Source organism: Streptomyces sp. NPDC017246 (assembly GCF_044331325.1).
Classification (GTDB): Bacteria; Actinomycetota; Actinomycetes; order Streptomycetales; family Streptomycetaceae; genus Streptomyces.
The window spans coordinates 131,892-155,543 of record NZ_JBIRMW010000016.1 but is presented as its reverse complement, the minus strand read 5'-3'; the positions used below and the strand labels follow the sequence as shown (position 1 = coordinate 155,543).

General features: G+C 72.7%; 14 protein-coding genes. 11 read left to right on the top strand and 3 right to left on the bottom strand.

The window, feature by feature from the left end; genetic code table 11:
• The first annotated feature begins 160 nt into the window (after positions 1-160).
• Complete coding sequence (guaB, locus tag ACH4MY_RS30870; protein WP_398007043.1) at positions 161-1,663, top strand: IMP dehydrogenase; 1,503 nt, start codon at positions 161-163, stop codon at positions 1,661-1,663.
• A 106-nt stretch (positions 1,664-1,769) separates the two neighbouring features.
• Positions 1,770-2,894, top strand: a complete 1,125-nt coding sequence (locus tag ACH4MY_RS30865; protein ID WP_073810049.1) for a GuaB3 family IMP dehydrogenase-related protein — start codon at positions 1,770-1,772, stop codon at positions 2,892-2,894.
• A 70-nt stretch (positions 2,895-2,964) separates the two neighbouring features.
• Here ACH4MY_RS30865 and ACH4MY_RS30860 read toward each other — a convergent pair whose 3' ends face one another.
• Both ACH4MY_RS30860 and ACH4MY_RS30855 read right to left on the bottom strand, forming a co-directional pair.
• The gene (locus ACH4MY_RS30860) at positions 2,965-3,456 is read right to left on the bottom strand and encodes a hypothetical protein (protein ID WP_398007041.1); all 492 of its coding nucleotides are present in this window, start codon (positions 3,454-3,456) and stop codon (positions 2,965-2,967) included.
• A gap of 107 nt (positions 3,457-3,563) precedes the next feature.
• Positions 3,564-4,805, bottom strand: a complete 1,242-nt coding sequence (locus tag ACH4MY_RS30855) for a nucleotide sugar dehydrogenase (protein WP_398007039.1) — start codon at positions 4,803-4,805, stop codon at positions 3,564-3,566.
• Positions 4,806-5,069: 264 nt separating this feature from the next.
• Between ACH4MY_RS30855 and ACH4MY_RS30850 the strand changes: the two genes are divergently transcribed.
• The 6 genes from ACH4MY_RS30850 (at position 5,070) to ACH4MY_RS30825 (ending at position 18,388) form a co-directional block, all read left to right on the top strand.
• Complete coding sequence (locus ACH4MY_RS30850; RefSeq protein ID WP_398007038.1) at positions 5,070-6,776, top strand: glycerol-3-phosphate dehydrogenase/oxidase; 1,707 nt, start codon at positions 5,070-5,072, stop codon at positions 6,774-6,776.
• A gap of 186 nt (positions 6,777-6,962) precedes the next feature.
• Positions 6,963-9,404 (top strand): protein kinase, encoded by a 2,442-nt coding sequence (locus tag ACH4MY_RS30845; protein WP_398007036.1) that lies wholly within the window; start codon positions 6,963-6,965, stop codon positions 9,402-9,404.
• A gap of 157 nt (positions 9,405-9,561) precedes the next feature.
• Positions 9,562-12,774, top strand: a complete 3,213-nt coding sequence (locus ACH4MY_RS30840; protein ID WP_398007035.1) for a protein kinase — start codon at positions 9,562-9,564, stop codon at positions 12,772-12,774.
• Positions 12,775-12,920: 146 nt separating this feature from the next.
• On the top strand, positions 12,921-14,669 hold the full coding sequence (locus ACH4MY_RS30835) for a serine/threonine-protein kinase (protein ID WP_398007033.1): 1,749 nt from the start codon (positions 12,921-12,923) through the stop codon (positions 14,667-14,669).
• A 195-nt stretch (positions 14,670-14,864) separates the two neighbouring features.
• Positions 14,865-16,502 carry a succinic semialdehyde dehydrogenase gene (locus ACH4MY_RS30830; RefSeq protein WP_398007032.1) on the top strand — a complete coding sequence of 546 codons (1,638 nt, stop codon included), beginning with the start codon at positions 14,865-14,867 and terminating at the stop codon, positions 16,500-16,502.
• Positions 16,503-16,555: 53 nt separating this feature from the next.
• Complete coding sequence (locus ACH4MY_RS30825; protein WP_398007030.1) at positions 16,556-18,388, top strand: GMC family oxidoreductase N-terminal domain-containing protein; 1,833 nt, start codon at positions 16,556-16,558, stop codon at positions 18,386-18,388.
• Between the two features lie 676 nt (positions 18,389-19,064).
• On the opposite strand, the gene ACH4MY_RS30820 is transcribed toward ACH4MY_RS30825, so the two are convergent.
• Positions 19,065-19,358, bottom strand: coding sequence for a chorismate mutase (locus tag ACH4MY_RS30820; RefSeq protein ID WP_398007028.1), 294 nt, complete (start codon positions 19,356-19,358; stop codon positions 19,065-19,067).
• A gap of 321 nt (positions 19,359-19,679) precedes the next feature.
• Between ACH4MY_RS30820 and guaA the strand changes: the two genes are divergently transcribed.
• The 3 genes from guaA (at position 19,680) to ACH4MY_RS30805 (ending at position 23,589) form a co-directional block, all read left to right on the top strand.
• Positions 19,680-21,272: a glutamine-hydrolyzing GMP synthase gene (gene guaA, locus ACH4MY_RS30815; protein WP_328943021.1), complete on the top strand. Its 1,593-nt coding sequence runs from the start codon at positions 19,680-19,682 to the stop codon at positions 21,270-21,272.
• Positions 21,273-21,389: 117 nt separating this feature from the next.
• A complete protein-coding gene (locus ACH4MY_RS30810) occupies positions 21,390-22,178 on the top strand; it encodes a class II aldolase/adducin family protein (RefSeq protein WP_398007026.1) in 789 nt (262 codons plus the stop codon).
• A 178-nt stretch (positions 22,179-22,356) separates the two neighbouring features.
• The gene (locus ACH4MY_RS30805; RefSeq protein ID WP_398007024.1) at positions 22,357-23,589 is read left to right on the top strand and encodes a hypothetical protein; all 1,233 of its coding nucleotides are present in this window, start codon (positions 22,357-22,359) and stop codon (positions 23,587-23,589) included.
• The last annotated feature ends 63 nt before the right edge of the window (positions 23,590-23,652 follow it).

The following is a 23,652-nucleotide window of genomic DNA, read 5'->3' as shown; positions in this document are numbered from 1 at the left end:
GGGCGATGGCCGACCAGTAAGTGTTGCCGGGGTCTTTGAGCCCTTTCGTACACGTGGGAACGTCCAAAGCTTGCGGCTGATCTTGATCGTGGAATGAGACACCGCTTCGGCCCGTTAGCATGGACATCCGCACCGATCAAGGCCATTTGGGGAAGGTGTCATGACTGCAAACGTCGACGGAGTGCCCGAGAAATTCGCGACACTCGGGCTGACCTACGACGACGTGCTGCTTCTGCCGGGCGCGTCCGACATGGCGCCCGACCAGATCGACACCGCCTCGTACATCTCGAAGAACGTGCGGGTGAACATCCCGCTCCTCTCCGCCGCGATGGACAAGGTCACCGAGTCCCGCATGGCGATCGCCATGGCGCGACAGGGCGGTGTCGGTGTCCTGCACCGCAACCTCTCCATCGCCGACCAGGCCAACCAGGTCGACCTCGTGAAGCGCTCCGAGTCCGGCATGGTCTCCGACCCGATCACGGTCCACCCGGACGCGACGCTCGGCGAGGCCGACGCGATCTGCGCCAAGTTCCGCATCAGCGGCGTCCCGGTGACCGACCCGGCGGGCAGGCTGCTCGGCATCGTCACCAACCGCGACATGGCCTTCGAGACGGACCGCAGCCGCCAGGTGCGCGAGGTCATGACCCCGATGCCGCTGGTCACCGGCAAGGTCGGCATCTCCGGCGTGGACGCCATGGAGCTGCTCCGCCGCCACAAGATCGAGAAGCTGCCGCTGGTCGACGACGCGGGCATCCTCAAGGGCCTCATCACGGTCAAGGACTTCGTCAAGGCCGAGAAGTACCCGAACGCCGCCAAGGACAAGGAAGGCCGCCTGCTCGTCGGCGCGGCCGTCGGTGTCGCCGGTGACGCGTACGAGCGTGCCCAGGCCCTGATCGAGGCGGGCGTCGACTTCATCGTCGTCGACACCGCCCACGGCCACTCCCGGCTGGTCGGCGACATGGTCGCCAAGATCAAGTCGAACTCCTCGGTCGACGTCATCGGCGGCAACATCGCCACCCGCGACGGCGCCCAGGCGCTCATCGACGCCGGTGTCGACGGCATCAAGGTCGGCGTCGGTCCCGGCTCCATCTGCACCACCCGTGTCGTCGCCGGTATCGGCGTCCCGCAGGTCACCGCGATCTACGAGGCCTCGCTCGCCGCCAAGGCGGCCGGTGTCCCGGTCATCGGCGACGGCGGCCTGCAGTACTCCGGCGACATCGCCAAGGCCCTCGTGGCCGGTGCCGACACGGTGATGCTCGGCTCGCTGCTCGCGGGCTGCGAGGAGTCCCCGGGCGAGCTGCTCTTCATCAACGGCAAGCAGTTCAAGTCGTACCGCGGCATGGGCTCGCTCGGCGCCATGCAGACCCGTGGCGAGCAGCGCTCCTTCTCCAAGGACCGCTACTTCCAGGAGGGTGTCGCCTCCGACGAGAAGCTCGTGCCCGAGGGCATCGAGGGCCAGGTGCCCTACCGGGGCCCGCTCTCGGCCGTCGTCCACCAGCTGGTGGGCGGTCTGCGTCAGTCGATGTTCTACGTCGGCGGCCGCACGGTTCCGGAGCTCCAGGCGCACGGACGGTTCGTCCGGATCACCTCGGCGGGCCTCAAGGAGAGCCACCCGCACGACATCCAGATGACGGTCGAGGCGCCGAACTACAGCAGGAAGTAACACAGCGCGACGCGTGGGGGCGGTTCCGGCATGTGGCCGGAGCCGCCCCTCACGCTTGTGTCGGGGATACTGGTAGGCGCAGACGTAGAGGGAAAGGCCACACATCGTGACTGAGATCGAGATCGGGCGCGGCAAGCGCGGCCGCAGGGCGTACGCGTTCGACGACATCGCCGTCGTTCCGAGCCGGCGCACCCGGGACCCGAAGGAGGTCTCGATCGCCTGGCAGATCGACGCCTACCGGTTCGAGCTGCCGTTCCTGGCCGCCCCGATGGACTCGGTCGTCTCGCCGCAGACCGCCATCCGCATCGGCGAGCTGGGCGGCCTGGGCGTCCTGAACCTCGAAGGGCTCTGGACCCGGTACGAGGACCCGCAGCCGCTTCTGGACGAGATCGCCGAGATGGACGAGGCGACCGCGACCCGCCGTCTGCAGGAGATCTACGCCGCCCCGATCAAGGAAGAGCTGATCGGGCAGCGCATCAAGGAGGTGCGCGACTCCGGTGTCGTCACCGCCGCCGCGCTCTCCCCGCAGCGCACCGCGCAGTTCTCCAAGGCCGTCGTCGACGCCGGCGTGGACATCTTCGTCATCCGCGGCACGACGGTCTCGGCCGAGCACGTCTCGGGCGCGTCCGAGCCGCTGAACCTGAAGCAGTTCATCTACGAGCTGGACGTCCCGGTCATCGTCGGCGGCTGCGCCACGTACACCGCGGCCCTGCACCTGATGCGCACCGGCGCCGCGGGTGTCCTCGTCGGCTTCGGCGGCGGCGCCGCGCACACCACGCGCAACGTCCTCGGCATCCAGGTCCCGATGGCGACCGCGGTCGCCGACGTGGCCGCGGCCCGCCGCGACTACATGGACGAGTCCGGCGGCCGGTACGTGCACGTCATCGCCGACGGCGGCGTGGGCTGGTCCGGCGACCTGCCCAAGGCGATCGCCTGCGGCGCCGACTCGGTCATGATCGGCTCCCCGCTGGCCCGCGCCACGGACGCGCCCGGCAAGGGCCACCACTGGGGCATGGAGGCCGTCCACGAGGACGTGCCGCGCGGCAAGCTGGTCGACCTGGGCATCGTCGGCACCACCGAGGAGATCCTCGCGGGCCCGTCGCACACCCCGGACGGCTCGATGAACTTCTTCGGCGCCCTGCGCCGCGCGATGGCCACGACCGGCTACAGCGAGCTCAAGGAGTTCCAGCGCGTCGAGGTCACGGTCGCGGACGCCCAGCACAAGCGCTGATCCTCCGTCCGTACGCCGAAGGGCCCCGCACCGACCGGTGCGGGGCCCTTCGGCGTCTGCCGGCCGAGGCTCAGGCGGCGGACTTCTTGGCGCCCGAGAAGGCGGCGAAGGCCGCGATGGCGAAGAACAGGAACGTCAGGCCGTCCTTGGTCTCGCTCCACGCCTCGGTGAGCACGCCGAACTCCTCCAGGAAGAGGTCCGTGGCGGAGACGTTCAGCTGCTTGGCCAGGAGGACCGCGATGCCCACGAGCTGGCCGAGGTAGACGGCGCCCAGGGCCAGCACCGCGCTGGCGACCGGCAGGACGGGGTTGCGGCCGCCGACCTTGCCGGCGGCGAGGCCGACGAGGAAGCCGACACCCACCGCGGCCCAGCCGATCTCGCGCTCGACGCCGCCGATGAGGGCGCCGTACACACCGGCCGTGACGAGGGCCGTGACCAGGGCGGCGACCAGGCCGAGGGCGACGTTGTCACGGGCGGGCGCCGGCGGCGGCGCGACCGGGTACGGCTGGGGCGCGGCGCCGTCGGCGAACGGGTTGCCGGGCGGCGGAACGGGCTGGCTCATGCGGTGGATCCCCCCAGGGACGGAAGACGCACGGATGTGCGTGCGAGAGGCCCGGAGGTTAGCAGCCGGATATGACAGTGCGACAGGATTTCCGCCGGTCGTGCTGGTCAGAGTCGGTGGGCGGTGCCCGTGGGAGTGGCGCCCCGGGTGTCGAGGAGGAGTTGGGCCTTCACCGCGAGGCCCTGGAGGTCGTAGGTGCGGTGCTGCTGGAGCAGGACCGTCAGGTCGGCGTGGGCGGCGGCCTCGTAGAGGGAGTCCGCGCGGGGGACGGGCAGGTCGCGGACGCGCCAGTCGGGGACGTGCGGGTCGTGGTAGCTGACGGCCGCGCCGAGGTCCATCAGACGGCGGGCGATCTCGTCGGCGGGGGAGCCCTGGCGGTCGGGGAGGTCGGGCTTGTACGTGATCCCGAGCAGCAGGACGCGGGCGCCGCGGGCCGACTTGCCGTGCTCGTTGAGGAGGGTGGCGGCGCGCTGGACGACGTACTGCGGCATGCGCTCGTTGACCTGGCCGGCGAGTTCGACGAGGCGGAGCGGGCGGTGGGCGCCGACCGTGTCGACGGGGACGCCGTGGCCGCCGACCCCCGGTCCCGGGCGGAAGGCCTGGAAGCCGAAGGGCTTGGTCTCGGCGCAGCGGATGACGTCCCACAGGTCGACGCCGAGTTCGTGGCAGAGCACCGCCATCTCGTTGACCAGGGCGATGTTGACGTGCCGGAAGTTGGTCTCCAGGAGCTTGACCGTCTCCGCCTCGCGGGGGCCACGCGCGCGTACCACCTTGTCGGTGAGCCGGCCGTAGAAGGCGGCCGCCGATTCGGTGCAGGCCGGGGTGAGGCCGCCGATGACCTTGGGGGTGCCGGCGAAGCCGTGGGTACGGCTGCCGGGGTCGAGGCGGCCGGGGGAGTACGCGAGGTGGAAGTCGCGTCCGGCGCGGAGGCCCGAGCCCGTTTCGAGGACGTCGCGGAGCAGGCCCTCGGTGGTGCCCGGGGGGACCGGTGACTCGAGCAGGACGGTGGTGTGCGGGCGCAGCCGGGCGGCGAGCGCGCGGGCCGCGTCCGTGACGGCGGTGAGGTCGAGCGTGTGGTCGGGGCCGAGGGGGGTAGGGGCGCACAGGACGGCGGTGCGGACCCGGCCGAGTTCGGCGGGGTCGGCGGTCGGCCGGAAGCTCCCCGAGAGCATCCGGCGGATCTCCGGGACGGTGAGGGAGCCGTCGACCGGGGAGCGGCCGGCGGCGAGTTCGGCGACGGGGCGGGGGTCGGTGTCGTAGCCGATGGTGTCGATACCGGCGGCGGTGGCGGCCTGGGCCAGGGGGAGTCCGTGGTGGCCGAGGCCGATGACGGCGAGGTCAGCGGGCATGGGGGGTGGGCCGTCCTTCCCAGTAGCCGGAGGGGACGCGACGCGCAAGCCCGGTGGACAGAACGGGTCGAGCGCAATGTCAGACTAGGCGTAAATATGACCGACATGTCGCATTGGGAGGCCGAAGGTCGCCGAGTGTTATCCACAGGTCGGTGACGAGGCGGTGGCTGAAGTCGCCGGGGAGGGACAGAATCGATCTGTGAGCCGGACCACATGGCCCGGTTCGCGTGCTGGAACGACGGGGGACGACGGGAGGCGGCAGCCGTGAGGACAGCGAAACTGGGACCCGCCGAGCGCGCCGAGGCGCTCGCGGCCATGGCCGAGCGAGAGCTGGACATGCTGGTCGTCGGCGCCGGAGTCGTCGGCGCCGGGACGGCCCTCGACGCCGCGACGAGAGGCCTCTCCACCGGCATCGTCGAAGCGCGCGACTGGGCCTCCGGCACCTCCAGCCGGTCCAGCAAGCTCATCCACGGCGGCCTGCGCTACCTGGAGATGCTGGACTTCGCCCTCGTGCGGGAGGCCCTCAAGGAGCGCGGACTGCTCCTGGAGCGGCTCGCACCCCACCTGGTGAAGCCGGTCCCCTTCCTCTACCCCCTCCAGCACAAGGGCTGGGAGCGGTTCTACGCCGGCTCGGGCGTCGCGCTGTACGACGCGATGTCGCTCTCCTCGGGCCACGGCCGCGGCCTCCCCGCCCACCGGCACCTCTCCCGGCGGGGCGCCCTGCGGGTCGCCCCCTGCCTCAAGAAGGACGCCCTCGTCGGCGCCCTCCAGTATTACGACGCCCAGATGGACGACGCCCGCTTCGTCACCACCCTCGTCCGCACCGCCGCCTCCTACGGCGCCCTGGCCGCGAGCCGGGCCCGCGTCGTCGGCTTCCTGCGCGAGGGCGAGCGGGTCGTCGGCGCCCGCGTCCAGGACGTCGAGGCCGGAGCGGAGTACGAGATCCGCGCCAAGCAGATCGTCAACGCCACCGGGGTGTGGACCGACGACACCCAGGCGCTCATCGGCGAGCGCGGCCAGTTCCACGTCCGCGCCTCCAAGGGCATCCACCTCGTCGTCCCCAAGGACCGCATCCACTCGTCCACCGGACTCATCCTGCGCACCGAGAATTCCGTGCTCTTCGTGATCCCCTGGGGGCGCCACTGGATCGTCGGCACCACCGACACCGAATGGGACCTCGACAAGGCCCACCCCGCCGCCTCCAGCGCCGACATCGACTACCTCCTGGAGCATGTGAACACCGTGCTCGCCACTCCGCTCACCCGGGACGACGTCGAGGGCGTCTACGCCGGGCTGCGGCCCCTGCTCGCCGGTGAGTCGGACGCCACGAGCAAGCTCTCGCGCGAGCACACCGTCGCCCACCCGGTCCCCGGCCTGGTCGTGGTGGCCGGCGGCAAGTACACGACGTACCGCGTCATGGCCAAGGACGCCGTCGACGAGGCCGTGCACGGTCTCGACCAGCGGGTCGCCCCCTGTGTCACCGAGGACACCCCGCTCCTCGGAGCCGAGGGCTACCGCGCCCTGTGGAACGCGCGGGCGAGGATCGCCGCGCGGACCGGCCTCCATGTGGTCCGGGTCGAGCATCTCCTCAATCGCTACGGCTCCCTGACGGAGCAGATCCTCGACCTCGTCGCGGAGGACCCGGGACTCGCCGAACCGCTCGCGGCGGCCGACGACTACCTGCGCGCCGAGATCGTCTACGCCGCCTCCCACGAGGGCGCGCGGCACCTCGACGACGTCCTCACCCGCAGGACCAGGATCTCCATCGAGACCTTCGACCGGGGCACTCTCAGCGCCCGGGTCTGCGCGGAGCTGATGGCGCCGGTCCTCGGCTGGGACGAGCACCAGATCGAGAAGGAGATCGAGCACTACGAGAAGCGGGTCGAGGCGGAGCGGGAGTCGCAGCGGCAGCCCGACGACCTGACCGCGGACGCCGCACGGCTCGGCGCGCCGGACATCGTGCCGATCTGACGGGACGTCCGGTCGCCCGCGGGTGGGAACCTGGGGGGTGTGCGGGGGCGTCGTCATTCCGGAGTACGGACCCGGGGGCGCCACCCGTCCCGAGGTGAGGGACAATGGCCTCTCTTCCAGGGCGGGTTACCGCATCGCGCGGGAAGCGGCAGACGCGGCGAAGATCAGGGATCGCAGAGGGGACGTATGTCGGAGGCGGAGCAGTCGCGGAACACGGCGAAGGACCCCAGGCTGGACGCCGCCGCGGGGGCCGCCGTCGACGGCGACCGAGGAGCGGTCCCGGCCGCACGTGAGTCCGAGCGGTCCACGAAGGACGCGCAGGTCAAGCAGGGTGCGGAGGACGCGCCCGAGGTCCGGGACCCGGATGTCCGGGACACGGACACCCGGGACCCGGGCGTCCGTGACGCGGAGGTCCGGGGTGCGGACGTTCAGGGCGTGAAGGATGTTCAGGACGCCGGGGGTGTTCGGGACGTGAAGGACGTTCAGGACGCCCGGAGCGCCAAGGGGTCCGCGGACTCCGGCGACGCCAAGGGCTCCGCGAGCACGCCGTCCGGGGCCGGGGCGGGCTCCGGCGCGGGCCGGGGCGAGGACGTCTCCGCCGCCGGGCGGCTGCGGGGCACCGAGCCGTCGACCGGACGGGCCGGGTTCGGCGCGGGCGACGGGGACGGCGAGAGCGACCGCCGGACACCGGCCGGCACCGCGCGCGGCGGCGACCGGACGCGCAAGGCCCCGGTCAACGAGGGCCGGCTGCTCGCCGGCCGCTACCGGCTCGGCGGGGTTCTCGGCCGCGGCGGCATGGGAACGGTATGGCGTGCGGTCGACGAGACCCTCGGCCGTACCGTCGCCGTCAAGGAACTCCGCTTCCCCACCAGCATCGACGAGGACGAGAAGCGCCGCCTCATCACCCGGACCCTGCGCGAGGCGAAGGCCATCGCCAGGATCCGCAACAACGGCGCCGTCACCGTGTACGACGTCGTCGACGAGGACGACCGTCCGTGGATCGTCATGGAGCTCATCGAGGGCAAGTCCCTCGCCGACGCCGTGCGCGAGGACGGCACGCTCACACCCCGGCGCGCCGCCGAGGTCGGCCTCGCCATCCTCGACGTGCTGCGTTCGGCGCACCGCGAGGGCATCCTGCACCGCGACGTGAAGCCGTCCAACGTGCTGATCGCCGAGGACGGCCGGGTCGTCCTCACCGACTTCGGCATCGCCCAGGTGGAGGGCGACCCCTCCATCACCTCCACCGGCATGCTCGTCGGCGCCCCCTCGTACATCTCCCCGGAGCGTGCCCGCGGTCACAAGCCCGGCCCCGCCGCCGACATGTGGTCGCTCGGCGGACTCCTGTACGCGGCGGTCGAGGGCAGCCCGCCGTACGACAAGGGTTCCGCCATCGCCACCCTCACGGCGGTGATGATCGAGCAGGTCGACCCGCCGAAGAACGCGGGACCCGAGCTGGAGAAGGTCATCTACGGCCTCCTCGCCAAGGACCCGGCCCAGCGGCTCGACGACGCCCGCGCGCGGGTCCTGCTGATGGCCGTGCTCGACGCGCCCGAGGCGGCACCGCCGGTCTCCCCCGAGGTCACCAGGGTCGTACCGCTGCCGCCGCGTCCCGAGCAGGCGCCGGTGGCGCCGGTCGCCGACCGTGCCCGGACGCCCGACGCGTCCACCGACCGGATGCGGGGCGCCCTGAAGTCCGTGCGCAACGCGGCGGCCTCCGTGAAGCCCGAGCCGAAGGCCTCGTCGGCGACGGGCGCGGCCTCCGTCCCGTCGCGCGGTCCCGGCAGACCGGCCACGGCCCGCGCGCCGCTGACCGACGTCGTACCGCGCCGCACCCTGGTGATCATCGCCGCGGTCGCCGTTCTCGCCCTGCTCGGGACGATCCTCGCGGTCTCCCTCGGCGGAGGCGACGACGACAAGCAGAGCAAGGGGAACGAAGGCACCACGGCCTCGGCCGGCGCCTCGGCCGGCGGTGACGGCTCCGGCGGCTCCGGCGGTTCCGACGGAGGCAAGGGCCAGACGCCCGGCGGCCCCGGCCAGCAGGGCGGCGCGCAGCCCGGCGACACCGGCACCGACGGCTCGACGGGCGCCAACGGCACCACGGGCTCCACGGGGTCGAACGGCAACGGCGTCACGCCCTCCGGCAAGCCCGGTGGCAGCACGGGTACGCGGCTGCCCGCGGGCTACACCCTCGTCACCAACAAGCGCTTCCACTTCTCCATGGCGATGCCCTCCACCTTCGAGGTCCGCTCGATACCGGGCTACAGCGGTGGCGGGATATTCAGTGACAGCGGCGGCTTCCCGCGCATCCAGGTCGACTTCAACGCCAGCCCGAAGGACGACGCGGCGGCCGCCTGGGAGCTGGGCAAGATCGGCGTGGCCGCCACCAGCAAGGGGTACAAGCACTTCGGCATCAGGACGGTCTCGTACAAGGGCTACCCGACCGTCGCCGACTGGGAGTTCGAGCGTGTCCAGCAGGGCATGCGCGTCCATGTGCTCAACCGCGGCTTCAAGGTGGACGCCGAGCACGGCTACTCCATCATGGTCAGCTGCAAGGCGGACGAGTGGAACGGCGCCGAGTGCAAGACGCTGCGGGAGACGGCGTTCGCCACGTTCAGCCCCAAGGACTGACCGACGCACGTATCGTGAAGGTTCGACGACCGTACGCAGCCGAACAGAGCCGTTGACTGCACGGTGTCGGACCGGAATTGACGGACCCGCGTGATCCCGCTCGATCCCGAGGGATCGCGGGTCCACGGGGGACAGCGTGCGCGCGTGGGGAGGCGTCGTGGACGACTACGCGGGAAGGGTGCTCGCGGACCGCTACCGCCTGCCGCTGCCGCAGGCGGACGCGGATGCGTACGACCTGGCCGAGACGCGTGCCTTCGACACGTTCAGCGGGCAGGAGGTCCTGGTCCGCCAGGTGCCGCTGCCGGAGTTCGTGGACGCCGAGGTGCTCGACGGCGAGGGCGGCCACTCCGGTGCCCGCGGCGGCGCGGGGCGGGCGACCCGCCGCCCGGCCGAGCCCGTCGTGCGCCGGGCGATGGAGGCGGCCCAGGCCGCCGCGCAGATCCCCGACCACCCCCTCCTCGACCAGGTCTTCGACGTCTTCGCCGAGGCCGGTTCGCTCTGGATAGTGAGTGAACGGATCGCGGCCCGGCAGCTGGCCGCGCTCCTCGCCGAGCGGCCCCTCAACCCGTACCGGGCGGCCGAGATCGGCGCCGACGTCCTCACCGCCCTGCGCGCGCTCCACGCCCACGGCTGGGTGCACCGGAACATCACCTCCCGGACCGTGCTCGTCTGCGACGACGGCCGGGTGGTCCTCACGGGCCTCGCGGTGGGCGCGGCGGAGGAGGCCCTCTGCGGGTACGCGCCGGTGCCGGAGGCGGAGCCGGACGAGCCGCCCGCGTGGCCGGAGCCGGTCGAGGAACACGAGGTGGAGGAGTACGGGGCGGAGGAGCACGGGTCCGGCGCGTACGGCCCCGAGGAGTACGAGTCCGACGAGTACGGCTCCGAGCTGTACGAGGCGGAGGTGTACGAGGAGGGCGACGAGCGGGCCTCCCACGGGGGGACGGCGGAGTACGGCACGGACCCTGCCGGGGACCCGGACGGCGAACTCGCCGGCGATCCGGTCGACGAACTCGCCGGGGAGACCCGGGAGGGCGGGCCGGCGGAGCGCACGGATCCGGACTACGGCTACGGCTACGGAGCCGAGCCGACGTACGCGGTCGAACCCGGCCCCTATGCGGTCGAACCCGGCTCCTACGCGGTCGAAGCGGGCCCCTACGCCGCTGAAATCGGCCCGTACGCGCCCGAACCCGGCCAGTACGCCGTCGAACCCGCCCCCTACGCGCCCGAACCCGCCCCCCACGCCGCTGAGTCCGGCTTCCACGACGAGCCCGGTGCCGATCCGGACGAGACCCGGACCTACGCCTCCGGCTTCGGTCCGGACGACGACACCGGCTCCCCCTACGGAACCGCCCCCGGCGAGTACGGTGCCGACCCCTACGGCCGCTCGGCGACGCCGCCCGCCGCCGGGCCGCGGCCCGCGCCCGCGCCGCCCACCGCCGATGTGCGGGCCGCGCGCGCCGGAGCGATCGCCGCCTACCGGGCCGGTGCGCGCGCCGCGGCCCGGCTCGGGGAGACCGGGGCGCTCCCCGCCCAGCGCCCCGCGCCGACGGACCCGCCCGAGCCGCCTCCGGCGCCGACCACGCAGGCGGCCGGCGCGCCCGAACCGCAGTGGTGGGCACGGGTGTCGGACGACGACGAGGACGACGAGGACGACGGCGACGAGCCCTGCGGCGGCGGGTCGCCGTCCGGTCCCCGGTCCGGCCCGCAGGCCGGGCCGCCGCCGCGCGTGATGCTGGCCGGCAGCTGGAGCGACGGTCCGCACGCCTCGCGGGACGGTTCCGGGCCGATATCGGCCGGTGGCGGTTCGGGGCCCGGCCGCGGTCCCGTGCTGCCTGGTTCGGGCCGCCCGGCGCTGCCCGCCGGGTACACGGCCGCGAACCCGGACCCCGCGCGCCTCCCCGTGCCCAGAGGCGCCCGCGAGGAGGCACGGGAGCCGGTCGCGGTCGCCGCAGGGGCGGACCGCGGCCCCACGACGAGGCTGGCCGCCGAGCGGGCCCGGCAGACCCGGATCGCGGTCGTGGGCGCCGTCACCGAGCGCTGGGCGCCCGAACAGGCGGGTCCCGTCCACGAGAACTGGCGCCTCGCCCCGCCCATCGGCCCCGCCACCGACCTGTGGGCGCTCGGCGCGCTCCTCTACCGGGCCGTCCAGGGCCACGCCCCCTACCCGGAGGACAGCGCCGCCGAGCTCGTCCAACTGGTCTGCGCCGAGCCGCCGGCCTTCGCCGAGGAGTGCGGGCCCCTGCGCCCGGTCGTGGAGTCCCTGCTGCGCCAGGACCCCACCGAGCGGCCCGACTTCGAGGAGCTGCGCGGCTGGCTGCGCTCCCTCGTGCGCTCGGCCCCGGAGCCGGAGGCCGGTCTCGGAGCCGTACCGCTGCCGTCCTTCGACGAGACGCGGCTGCCGATCGTGCGCCGGCGCGGCGAGCTGGTGCGCCGCCGGCGCGGGGGAGCGGGCGCGGGCCGGCACCGCCACAAGCGCGGCAAGGACCCTCGTCCCCCGGCCCGTCACGAGGACGTCCGGACGCGTGAGCGCGATACCGCGCCCGTACAGGCCGATGTCCGAGAGGAGTTCCCCGAGGACTTCCGGGACTCGTTCCACGAGGAGATCCCGCAGCGCGCCTCCCGATCGCCGCGTGCGGGCCGATCGTCGTCCTCCCGGCCGGAGGGCTCCCCGCACGCGCTGGGCCGCACCCTGCTGGTCCTCGTCGTCCTGCTGCTCGGCGGGGCCGTCGCGTACGCCGTCCTCTTCATGCCGGGCGAGAAGGAGACGCCTCAAGCGCCGACCGGTGCGACCACGCCCACCGAGGGCCGGACACCGGGCACCTCCGCGCCGCCCACGAGCCGTCCGTCCACGACGACGGCGCCGCCCGCCACGCCGCGTACCACCCCGCCCGCCGCGGATCCCTCGGCTCCCGCGCTCGCCGCCGGGTACACGCTGCGCCAGGACCCCGAGGGGTTCCGGATCGGTGTGCCGGACGGATGGCGGCGCAGCCCCATCAACGACGCCGGGCAAGTGCGCTACTCCCGGGGCGACTTCACGATGATCGTCGTGCCCGGCCGGGACAGCGTCCGCGACAACGGTTCCGACCCGGTGGAGTACCAGAACGCCAAGGAGCGCGAACTGGAGCCGTGGCGGGCGTCGAGCTGGTCCCGGGTGGAGGAGACGCGCCGGATCGACATCGGCACGACGGCGACGGCCACGGGCAGTTACGTGTGGCTCGACAGCACGGGACGCGAGGTGTACGTCCGCAACCTGGCCCTGATCAGCGGCGGCAGGTACCACGTCGTCCAGGTCATCGGCCCGGACGGCGCGCGCCGCAAGGTCTCCGAGATCTTCGACGAGGCCACGAAGGGCTTCCGCCCGGGGCGCTGAACAGGACGGAACGAGGCCGCGCGCCCCCGGTACGCCGGAAATGCCCACCGGCCCCCGGTCACAGTGCTGTTCCTATGACCGCCCCGAGGTTCCGTCGCCCGTACCCCCCTCCGTAACCTGGCATCCGAAGGAACGGGCGGGGGCAAGTGGAACATTCTCAGAGCACAGGTGCGGGGCTGTTGCTCGCCGGTCGCTACCGGCTGGGCGAGTCCATCGGACGCGGCGGCATGGGCAAGGTCTGGCGCGCGCACGACGAGGTGTTGCACCGCGTGGTGGCGGTGAAGGAGTTGACGGCGGGCCGCTTCGTGGGGGAGGCCGACCGGCTCGTGCTGCACGCCCGTACGCAGAAGGAGGCGCGGGCCGCCGCGCGGATCACGCACCCGGGTGTGGTGACCGTCCATGACGTTCTGGAGCACGACGACCGGCCGTGGATCGTCATGCAGTACGTCGACGGGCCCTCGCTCGCCGACGCCGCCAAGGAGAAGGGCCCGATCGATCCCCACGAGGCGGCGAGGATCGGGCTGCACGTCCTCGGCGCGCTGCGTGCCGCGCACGCGGCCGGGGTGCTGCACCGGGACGTCAAGCCGGGCAACGTCCTGCTGGCGCGCGACGGGCGGGTCCTGATCACCGACTTCGGGATCGCGGCGATCGAGGGCGACGCGACGATCACCCGAACCGGTGAACTCGTCGGCTCCATCGACTATCTGGCGCCCGAGCGGGTGCGGGGCGGCGACCCCGGTCCCGCCTCCGACCTCTGGTCGCTCGGCGCCACGCTCTACACGGCGGTGGAGGGCACCTCGCCGTTCCGCCGCACCTCCCCGATCAGCACCATGCAGGCCGTGGTGGCCGAGGAGCCGCCGTACCCGGAGAAGGCCGGGCCGCTGGCCCCCGTCATCGTGGCCCTGCTGCGCAAGGACCCGCTGCAGCGGCCGAAGGCGGACGAGGCCGGCCGGATGCTGCTGGACGCGATGGAGGGGCGTACGCCGGAGGCCGCGCAGGCGTATGTGCCGACGCAGCGGGTGGCCAGGGAGGACCTGGACCCGGCGGGGGACGGGCCCGCCTTCGGCCTCGACCTGGTGGAGCTGAGCGAGGACGACGACGGCGCGGGGGCGCGGGACGCCACGGGTCCGGCGGGCACCTCCCGCCCGTCCGTACCGGCTCGTACGGCCCAGTGGCCGCATCCGCCGCAGCCGGCCGAGTCCGGTCCGTCCCACCCCGCCGTCTCCCCGCCCACCGTGGTGCCGCCGGCCCTCGGCCCCACGCCGGCCTCCGGCCGAGGCCGCTGGCGTTCCGCCGTCCTGGCGGCCCTGCTCGCCGGACTCGTCGCGGGCGGCGCGGTCTTCGCGGCCATGAACTACGCGAGTGGCGAGCGCGGCGACGGCGGGCGGCCCACGGCCACCGGATCGTCCCCCTCCACCGTCACCAAGGGCACCGGGAACGACGTGCCGGCCGGCTGGCAGCGCGTCGAGGACCCGGAGGGCTTCAGCCTCGTCGTACCGGAGGGCTGGAAGCGGCAGACCGAGGGCGACAACATCGACTACACCCCGGACAACGGCCGCCACCGCATCCGGATCAACGTCGACCCCAGCCCCGACTTCGAGAACCCGTACATGCACGCCCTCGACCTGGAGCGCACGGTCGAGAAACGGATGACGTACGACCGGGTCAAGCTCGGCCAGACCACCTACCGCGACCAGGTCCGCTCCTGTCTGTGGGAGTTCACCTGGACCGAGAAGCGGGACTTCCCCGGGCCGCGGCACGCGATCGACCTGATGTACTACGCCGACGACGGCACCGAGTACGCGATCTACATGTCCTCGCCGGAGTCGAGCTGGGAGACCACCCGCCAGCAGTTCGACGTCGTCCTCCAGCACTGGCGGGCGCCGGGCGACTGAGCCGGCGGACCGGGCGGCCGGACCGTCGGAGGGGACCCGCGCGAGGCTTCGAAAATCTCCGTCGGGGGCCTTCGTCTGCCATAAGGCCCTGATCAGGGCTTATATGCCAGTGATCGCTGGCGCGATGTGCGCACCCGGTGAAAACGCGTTACCGACGGGTACCCAAAGGGCGGAACGACGCCTACGCTCGCCCTCATGACGGACTCGCAGGCCCCCGCCGCCCCCTCGGTCACCGCCGCGCCCACCACGGCCACCAATCCGGTCGCGCCCGCGCCCGCCGGCGCGCGCACCGCCGCCGACGTCGTGACGCCCGACGTGGTCGCCCGGCTCACCCGCGGCGTCGTCGGCTCCGGCCGGACCGCCAACCACACCCCCTTCACCGGGGCGAAGCTGGCGGACCTGCCCGAGGCCACCCCCGAGGACGTCGCCGAGGCCTTCACCCGCGCCCGCGCCGCCCAGACCGCCTGGGCCGCCACCCCGGTCAGGGCCCGCGCCGCCGTCCTGCTGCGCTTCCACGACCTCGTCCTCCAGCGCCAGTCCGAGGTCCTCGACCTCATCCAGCTGGAGACCGGCAAGGCGCGCCTGCACGCCCACGAGGAGGTGCAGGCGGTCTGCGTCGCCGCCCGCCACTACGGCCGCAAGGCCTCCTCCTACCTGCGGCCCCGCCACCACACCGGCGTCGTCCCGACCCTCACCAAGGTCACCGAGCTGCGCCAGCCGCGCGGGGTCGTCGGCCAGATCGCGCCCTGGAACTACCCGCTGGAGCTCTCCGTCGGCGACGCGCTCCCCGCCTTCGTCTCCGGCAACGCCGTCGTCATGAAGCCCGACACGGAGACCGCGCTCACCGCGCTGTGGGCCCGTGACCTGCTCATCGAGGCCGGACTGCCCGCCGAGGTCTTCCAGGTCGTCCTCGGCGACGGCCCGGTCGTCGGCCCCGAGGTCGTCAAGCACGCCGACTACGTCTCCTTCACCGGCTCCACCCGCACCGGCCGCGAGGTCGCCCAGGGGGCCGCCGCCCGGCTCGTCGGTGTCTCCCTGGAGCTCGGCGGCAAGAACGCGATGCTCGTCCTCAAGGACGCCGACATCGAGAAGGCCGCCGCCGGAGCCGTCCGCGCCTGCTTCTCCTCCGCCGGCCAGCTCTGCATCTCCATCGAGCGCCTCTACGTGCACGAGTCGATCGCCGACGCCTTCCTCGACCGCTTCGCCGCCCGCACCAGGGCCATGCGGCTCGGCAACTCCCTCACGTACGGCGCCGACATGGGCTCCCTCGTCGGCGAGCGCCAGCTGGAGACGGTCACGAAGCACGTCGACGAGGCCGTCGCCAAGGGCGCCACGCTCGTCGCGGGCGGCGTCGCGCGCCCCGACATCGGCCCCCTCTTCTACGAGCCGACCATCCTCGACGGCGTCGAGGCCCCGATGGCGGTCTGCGGCGAGGAGACCTTCGGCCCGGTCGTCTCGATCTACCGCTTCAGCGACGAGGACGAGGTCGTCGGCCTCGCCAACGCCACCCCGTACGGTCTGAACTCCTCCGTCTGGACGAAGGACTCGCGCCGCGGCCACGCCGTCGCGGCCCGGCTCCGTACCGGCACCGTCAACATCAACGAGGGGTACGCCCCCGCCTACGGCAGCGTGCAGTCCCCGATGGGCGGCATGAAGGACTCCGGGCTCGGCCGGCGCCACGGCTCCGAGGGCATCCTCAAGTACACCGAGGCCCAGACCGTGGCCCAGCAGCGGCTGATGCCGCTCGCGCCCTCCTTCGGGATGGACGACGAGAAGTACGCCGCGTTCATGAGCGTGTCCCTGAAGGCGATGAAGGCCCTGCGTCTGCGCTGAGCCCCCGCTCCGCCTCAGCACCCCGACTGTTCCCTTTTCGTACGAGGAGAGCCATGACCGCGGTACCCCCTACCCAAAATCAGGAGCAGGTGGAGGACGAGGGAGAGGCGTACGACTACGACGTCCTCGTCGTCGGTTCCGGCTTCGGCGGTTCGGTCACCGCCCTCCGGCTCACCGAGAAGGGCTACCGGGTCGGCGTCCTGGAGGCGGGGCGGCGCTTCACCCGCGCGACCCTGCCGAAGAACTCCTGGGACGTGAAGAACTTCCTGTGGGCTCCCGCCCTCGGCCTCTACGGCATCCAGCGCATCCATCTGCTCGGCAACGTCATGGTGCTCGCGGGCGCCGGGGTCGGCGGCGGCTCCCTCAACTACGCCAACACCCTCTACGTACCGCCGAAGCCCTTCTTCGACGACCCGCAGTGGAAGGACATCACGGACTGGCAGGACGAGCTGCGGCCGTACTACGACCAGGCCCAGCGGATGCTCGGCGTCCGGCTCAACCCCACGACGACCCCCTCCGACGTGCACCTCAAGGCGGCCGCCCAGGCGATGGGCATCGGCGACACCTTCCACATGGCACCCGTCGGAGTCTTCTTCGGCGACGGCCGCGACGCCGTCGGCGAGGACGGCGTCGGTACGGCGAAGGCGCAGCCCGGCGGCGAGGTCGCCGACCCGTACTTCGGCGGCGCGGGCCCGGCCCGGCGCGCCTGCACCGAGTGCGGCGAGTGCATGACCGGCTGCCGTCACGGCGCCAAGAACACCCTCAACGAGAACTACCTCCACCTCGCCGAGAAGGCGGGCGCCACCGTCCACCCCATGACCACGGTCGTCACCGTCACCGAGGACTCACGGGGCGGCTTCGCGGTGAAGACCCTGCCCACCGACCGGCGGAGGAAGGGCCGGGGGCGCACCTTCACCGCCCGTCGCGTGGTGATCGCCGCCGGCACGTACGGCACCCAGACCCTGCTGCACCGGATGAAGGACAGCGGCCTGCTGCCCCGGATCTCGCAGCGGCTCGGCGAGCTCACCCGCACCAACTCCGAGGGCCTGGTCGGCGCGCAGACCACCGACCGCCGCTACCGGAAGCGGCACGGCAAGGAGAAGGCCGACTTCACCAAGGGCGTCGCGATCACCTCCTCGGTCCACCCCGACGAGAACACCCACATCGAGCCGGTGCGCTACGGCAAGGGCTCCAACTCGATGGGCAGCCTGACCGTCCTCCAGGTGCCCTACGGGGCCCACCGGGTACGCAACTGGTTCGTCAACCTCGTCAAGCACCCCGCCCTCGCCGCCCGCTCGCTCTCCAACTGGCACTGGTCGGAGCGGACCATCATCGGCCTGGTCATGCAGTCCCTCGACAACTCCCTGACGACCTACCGCAAGCCCGGCGGCCTCGGAAAGGGCCTGCTCACGGCCCGGCAGGGGCACGGGGCACCCAACCCGGTGCAGATCCCGGAGGCCACCCGGGCCGCCACCCTCCTCGCCGAGGAGATCAACGGCTTCGCGGGCTCCAACGTCGGCGAGCTGATGGGCACCCCGCTCACCGCCCACTTCCTGGGCGGCTGCCCGATCGGCGCCGACGCCGAGGCCGGCGTGATCGACCCCTACCACCGGCTCTACGGCCACCCGGGGATCTCGGTCGTCGACGGGGCGGCCGTCTCCGCGAACCTCGGGGTGAACCCGTCCCTGACGATCACCGCGCAGGCGGAGCGGGCGATGTCCTTCTGGCCGAACAAGGGCGAGGAGGACGCGCGACCCCGGCAGGGCGAGACGTACGTACGGCTCGCGGCGGTCGAGCCGAAGTCCCCCGCGGTCCCGGCCGAGGCCTTCGGCGCGCTGCGGCTGCCGTTCCTCGGGATGCCGACGGTCCCGCCGAAGAAGATCTGACAGGGCCGAGGAAGAGCCGGCAGGGCCCCGGGAGAGACGGCAGGGCCCGGGAAGAGCTCACAGGGCCGAAAAAGAGCTGACAGGAAAGGGCGCTGCACCCCCCTCCGAGTGCAGCGCCCCCACCAGCTTTGGTGTTGCTGCATAGATGACCCGCGACCGACGGAGATGGTTGTAGCGGTTGCGCGGGATCTTCATGTGACGCGCGTCACGTCTGGGGCGGGTCGGGTGCGTGGGCACGGGCGAGGGCCCCGTGGCGCGATTCCGGTCGCGGCACGGGGCCCTCGGGGGTCGGCACCGGTGTCAGGGCAGCGGCGGTGCCGAGCGGGGCGGCGCCGGGGGGGCGCGCCGCGTGGGGAGAGGTCAGGAGAGGGACGGGACGGGATTCGGGTTCCGCACTGTGTGAGGCCGCGGGGGCCGCGACCGAAAGAGCCGGTTGCGGCCGGCCCCGGGCGTCCCCGGGACCGACCGCTCCTTCTGGGCGACCGGGCTGCTGTCCCCTGCTGTCCGGTCACAAGCGCTGGTGCGAGGTCCCACGACGTACCAGAGGTACGCCACACGCCCCAGCGAAGCCACGCGTGGTTTCTTACGGGCCCGCCCCTGGCTGGCACGGACACCCGGACCAACGAAGCCGGGCCTGAGCCGGTCACGCGCCGTACGGGTGAGAGCGGGACCGAACTCAGATGCGACCCCGGCAGAGCTCCAGCATCGTCATCGCGAGGGACGTGCCCGGCTTGCCCAGCGCGTCCCTGAAGTGACCGAGGACCTCCATCTCGCGGGCCAGGTTCACCCGGCGGCCCCCGGAGGAGATCCGCGCCTCCTGGATGACGGCCGAGACGGCCATCCGTTCCTGGATGAGACCGATGATCCGGTCGTCGAGCGCGTCGATGCGGTCACGGGCGTCGCCGATCAGCGTCGCCGCCTCGTCGGTGCGGGCGCCGGTCTTCTCCGGGGTGGCGGTGTTCGTCGTCATGATGGGGCTCCTGGGGTGTCGGATGCCCTGGGGTGAACCGGCCCGGAACGACAGAACGCCCCGGGCTGTCAGCCCGGGGCGCCTGGGAAGTCGCTTGTCAGTTGCTCAAGCAGCACGACCATGGCAGCCGGTGGGCCGGTTGCCATAGGTAAAGACGAAGGTCGTGAGCTCGCGCATGGCGACAGTATGGACCCCGCCGCCCGGCCGCGGCCAACCCGGGTTCGGATGGTGAGACGAAAAGCGCCACCGCCACGCCGGTAGAATCGACAAATAGCACCCCCCTTCGGGGGACCCTCCTCCTACCGCCGGAAGGCCGCCGTAGTGTCATCAGCGACCCCCGCTGCCGCGCCCGACGTCACCAACCCGGACGTAGTCCTCGTTGTCGACTTCGGCGCCCAGTACGCCCAGCTCATCGCCCGCCGCGTCCGCGAGGCCCGGGTCTACAGCGAGATCGTCCCGTCCACCATGCCGGTGGCCGAGATGCTGGCCAAGAACCCGAAGGCGATCATCCTCTCCGGCGGCCCGTCCTCGGTGTACGCCGAGAACGCCCCCCGCCTCGACCGTGAGATCTTCGAGGCGGGCGTCCCCGTCTTCGGTATGTGCTACGGCTTCCAGCTGATGGCGACGACCCTCGGTGGCACCGTCGACAACACCGGCGCCCGCGAGTACGGCCGGACCCCCCTGCACGTCTCCAAGGCCGGCTCCACCCTCTTCGAGGGCACCCCGGTCGAGCAGTCCGTGTGGATGTCGCACGGCGACGCCTGCTCCGCCGCCCCCGAGGGCTTCTCCGTCACCGCGTCCACCGACGTCGTGCCGGTCGCCGCCTTCGAGAACGACGAGAAGAAGCTGTACGGCGTCCAGTACCACCCCGAGGTGCTGCACTCCACGCACGGCCAGCAGATCCTGGAGCACTTCCTCTACCGCGGCGCCGGCATCGAGCCCAGCTGGACCACGGGCAACGTGATCGAGGAGCAGGTCGCGGCCATCCGCGCCCAGGTCGGCGACAAGCGCGCCGTCTGCGGTCTCTCCGGCGGCGTCGACTCCGCCGTGGCCGCCGCACTCGTGCAGAAGGCCATCGGCTCGCAGCTCACCTGCGTCTACGTCGACCACGGCCTCATGCGCAAGGGCGAGACCGAGCAGGTCGAGAAGGACTTCGTCGCCTCCACCGGCGTCAACCTCAAGGTCGTCGACGCGCAGGAGCGCTTCCTCACCGCCCTCGCGGGGGTCTCCGACCCCGAGACCAAGCGGAAGATCATCGGCCGCGAGTTCATCCGGGTCTTCGAGCAGGCGCAGCTGGAGATCCTCCAGGAGGACGGCCCCGAGGTCGCCTTCCTCGTCCAGGGCACGCTCTACCCGGACATCGTCGAGTCCGGCGGCGGCACCGGCACCGCCAACATCAAGTCCCACCACAACGTGGGCGGACTCCCCGACGACATCGAGTTCGAGCTCGTCGAGCCGCTGCGCCAGCTGTTCAAGGACGAGGTCCGCATGGTCGGCCAGGAGCTCGGCCTGCCCGAGGAGATCGTCCAGCGCCAGCCCTTCCCCGGCCCCGGCCTGGGCATCCGCATCGTCGGCGAGGTCACCAAGGAGCGTCTGGACCTGCTCCGCGAGGCCGACGCCATCGCCCGCGAGGAGCTCACCGCGGCCGGTCTCGACCGCGAGATCTGGCAGTGCCCGGTCGTCCTGCTCGCCGACGTCCGCTCCGTGGGCGTCCAGGGCGACGGCCGCACCTACGGTCACCCGATCGTGCTGCGCCCCGTCTCCTCCGAGGACGCGATGACGGCCGACTGGTCGCGTCTGCCGTACGACGTGCTCGCCAAGATCTCGACCCGCATCACCAACGAGGTCGAGGACGTCAACCGAGTCGTCCTCGACGTCACCAGCAAGCCGCCGGGCACCATCGAGTGGGAGTAGTCGCGCCCGCTCCCTGAGTCGACCGAAGCCGCCGCCCCCGCGCCCGTCGCGCGGGGCGGCGGCTTCTTCGCGTCCGGGCTCTGGTGAGTTGACCGGCCGGGCGTTACCTTCCGGCGCATGAGCGTGATACCCGACCCCGTACCCGTCGACCGGCTCCACTTCGCCATGCCGCCCGTCCACGCGACGGCCGACGAGGAACGCGTCCACCGCAAACAGCGACTCGCGGGCGCGCTCCGGGTCTTCGGACGGTTCGGGTACGAGGAGGGCGTCTCCGGCCACATCACCGCCCGCGACCCCGAATACGCCGACTGCTTCTGGGTGAATCCCTTCGGGGCGCCGTTCGAGGAGGTGGCCGCGAGCGACCTCATCCTGGTCAACGGCGACGGTCAGGTCGTCCGCGGCGGACAGCACGTCAACCAGGCCGCGTTCACCGTCCACGCCCAGGTCCACCGGGCCCGGCCCGACGCCGTCGCCGTCGTCCACACCCACTCCCTCCACGGCCGGGCCCTCGCCGCCCTCGGCGAACTCCTCGACCCGATCACCCAGGAGGCCTGCGCCTTCTACCAGGACCACGCCCTCTACGACGCCTACACCGGCGTCACCGTGGACGCCGAGGAGGGACGCCGGATCGCCGTCGCCCTCGGCGCGCTCAAGGCGATCGTGCTCCGCAACCACGGGCTGCTCACCGTCGGCACCTCCGTCGACGCGGCCGCCTGGTGGTTCATCGCCCTGGAGCGCTGCGCCCAGGTCCAGCTGGCCGCCCGGGCGGCCGGCAAACCGGTCCTCATCGACCACCGCGAGGCCCTCGCCACCCGCGAACAGCTCGGCAGCGACCTCGTCGCCTGGATCAACTACCAGCCCCTCTGGCGCAGGATCAGCCGAGCGGAGCCCGAACTCCTGTCGTAACACCATCGCTTCACCCTTCTGTACGTCAATGAGATGGCGCGGCAATCACTCTCCGGCAGGGCGCACGCGGGAGGCGCGGAAGCCGCCGGTGCGACACAATTCCGTGGAACCTACGGCTGGTTGACCCTTCGGGAGGCACCCGGTACGTGTCGTGAAGTGAGCTCGGGAAGTGAGCACCGTGGCGGTTCAAGAGGCGAGACAGTACGGCGAGCACGCGACGGCCTGTGCCGGCTGTGCCCACTGCGGAAAGGCCGGCCACCGCCGTGCCGTCGCCGCCTTCCTCGCCCGGCGCGACGAACTCGCCGCCGGGCACGGCGTCCCCGCGGCCGTCGCCCACTCCCCGGTCGCCGCCCGCCAGTGGGTCTCCGACGAGCTCGCCCAGTCCGCCCGCGCGGTGGCCGCACACGGCCGGGAGGCCGGGGTGGCCTGGCTGGAGCGGGTACGGCGCGGAGGCCTCGGCGCCGTCTGGGGCGCCGTCCTCGCCCTCCTCCTCGGCCAGGCCCTCACCGCCATCGGCGGCGGCTGGACCGGGGCCCGCACGGCCGGCCTCTGCACCGCCCTGGTCGTCGCCGTCGTGCTCAGCGCAGCCGCCCACGCCCACCGCTCCCGCGGCGGTCTCCTCGCCCCCCTGATCGGCGAGGACAACCGGCTCTCCACCACCCGTGCCGTCGCCGCCGCCTGGCTCCTGCTCCTCGGCTACACCCTCCTCTTCCTGGCCTTCCTCGCACCGGGCGCGACCGCCTTCGGCCTGGCCCGCGGCGCCGGTCTGCTGACCGCCCTCGCCCTGGTCTCGGCGGTCACGGTCACCGCCCGCCCGGTCGTCTCGGCGGGGATCGCGTCCCGCCGCCTCCAGAAGGTGCGCGCCGACCGTCCGCGCGCCGCCGATCTGTTCTGCGACGACGGCGGCCGGGCCTGCCTCGCCGACGTCCAGTACCTCCTCGTCTCCGGCTCCGTCCTGGCCCTGGCGGCCGTGGGGCTCGTCCGCGACCCCGCCGGGCTCCCCGAGGTGCCCTGGTCCCTCGTACTGCTCCTCGGCCTCTCGGCGGCCTGGCACCTCGCCGCGAAATGCACCGAGGGCGTCCGCCCCACAATCCACTCCGTGGTCCGGTCCCGGGAGGCCGGCGATCTCGACGCCCCGATCCGCACGGGCGACGACATCGAGATTCGCGGCTGCGGCTTCGTCCCGCCCGGCGCCGCCGCCCCCGACCCGCTGACCCGCCTCGTCGTCCGCATCGGCCCGGTCCACGCCCACGTCCCCCTGGTCCCGGTCCCCGGCGGCTTCGCCAACCCCACCGACACGACCCTGACCGTCCCCCTCCCGGCGGACGTGGAACCGGGCCGGGTGGAGGTCTCGGTCGTGACAGCGGCGGGCGTCGAGACCAACCGCGTCACCATCGACGTCATGGACTGACCCGCCACGACGATCCCTCCGCGGCGCGCTCTCCGCGCCGTCCCCTCCGCCCACTCCGTGCGG

Coding starts and splice junctions, on each gene's coding strand:
- ACH4MY_RS30820 (WP_398007028.1), bottom strand. CDS start 19,358: ATGACGACGAACACCGCCACCCCGGAGAAGACCGGCGCCCGCACCGAC.
- ACH4MY_RS30860 (WP_398007041.1), bottom strand. CDS start 3,456: ATGAGCCAGCCCGTTCCGCCGCCCGGCAACCCGTTCGCCGACGGCGCC.
- ACH4MY_RS30855 (WP_398007039.1), bottom strand. CDS start 4,805: ATGCCCGCTGACCTCGCCGTCATCGGCCTCGGCCACCACGGACTCCCC.
- ACH4MY_RS30830 (WP_398007032.1), top strand. CDS start 14,865: ATGACGGACTCGCAGGCCCCCGCCGCCCCCTCGGTCACCGCCGCGCCC.
- ACH4MY_RS30810 (WP_398007026.1), top strand. CDS start 21,390: ATGAGCGTGATACCCGACCCCGTACCCGTCGACCGGCTCCACTTCGCC.
- ACH4MY_RS30825 (WP_398007030.1), top strand. CDS start 16,556: ATGACCGCGGTACCCCCTACCCAAAATCAGGAGCAGGTGGAGGACGAG.
- ACH4MY_RS30845 (WP_398007036.1), top strand. CDS start 6,963: ATGTCGGAGGCGGAGCAGTCGCGGAACACGGCGAAGGACCCCAGGCTG.
- guaB (WP_398007043.1), top strand. CDS start 161: ATGACTGCAAACGTCGACGGAGTGCCCGAGAAATTCGCGACACTCGGG.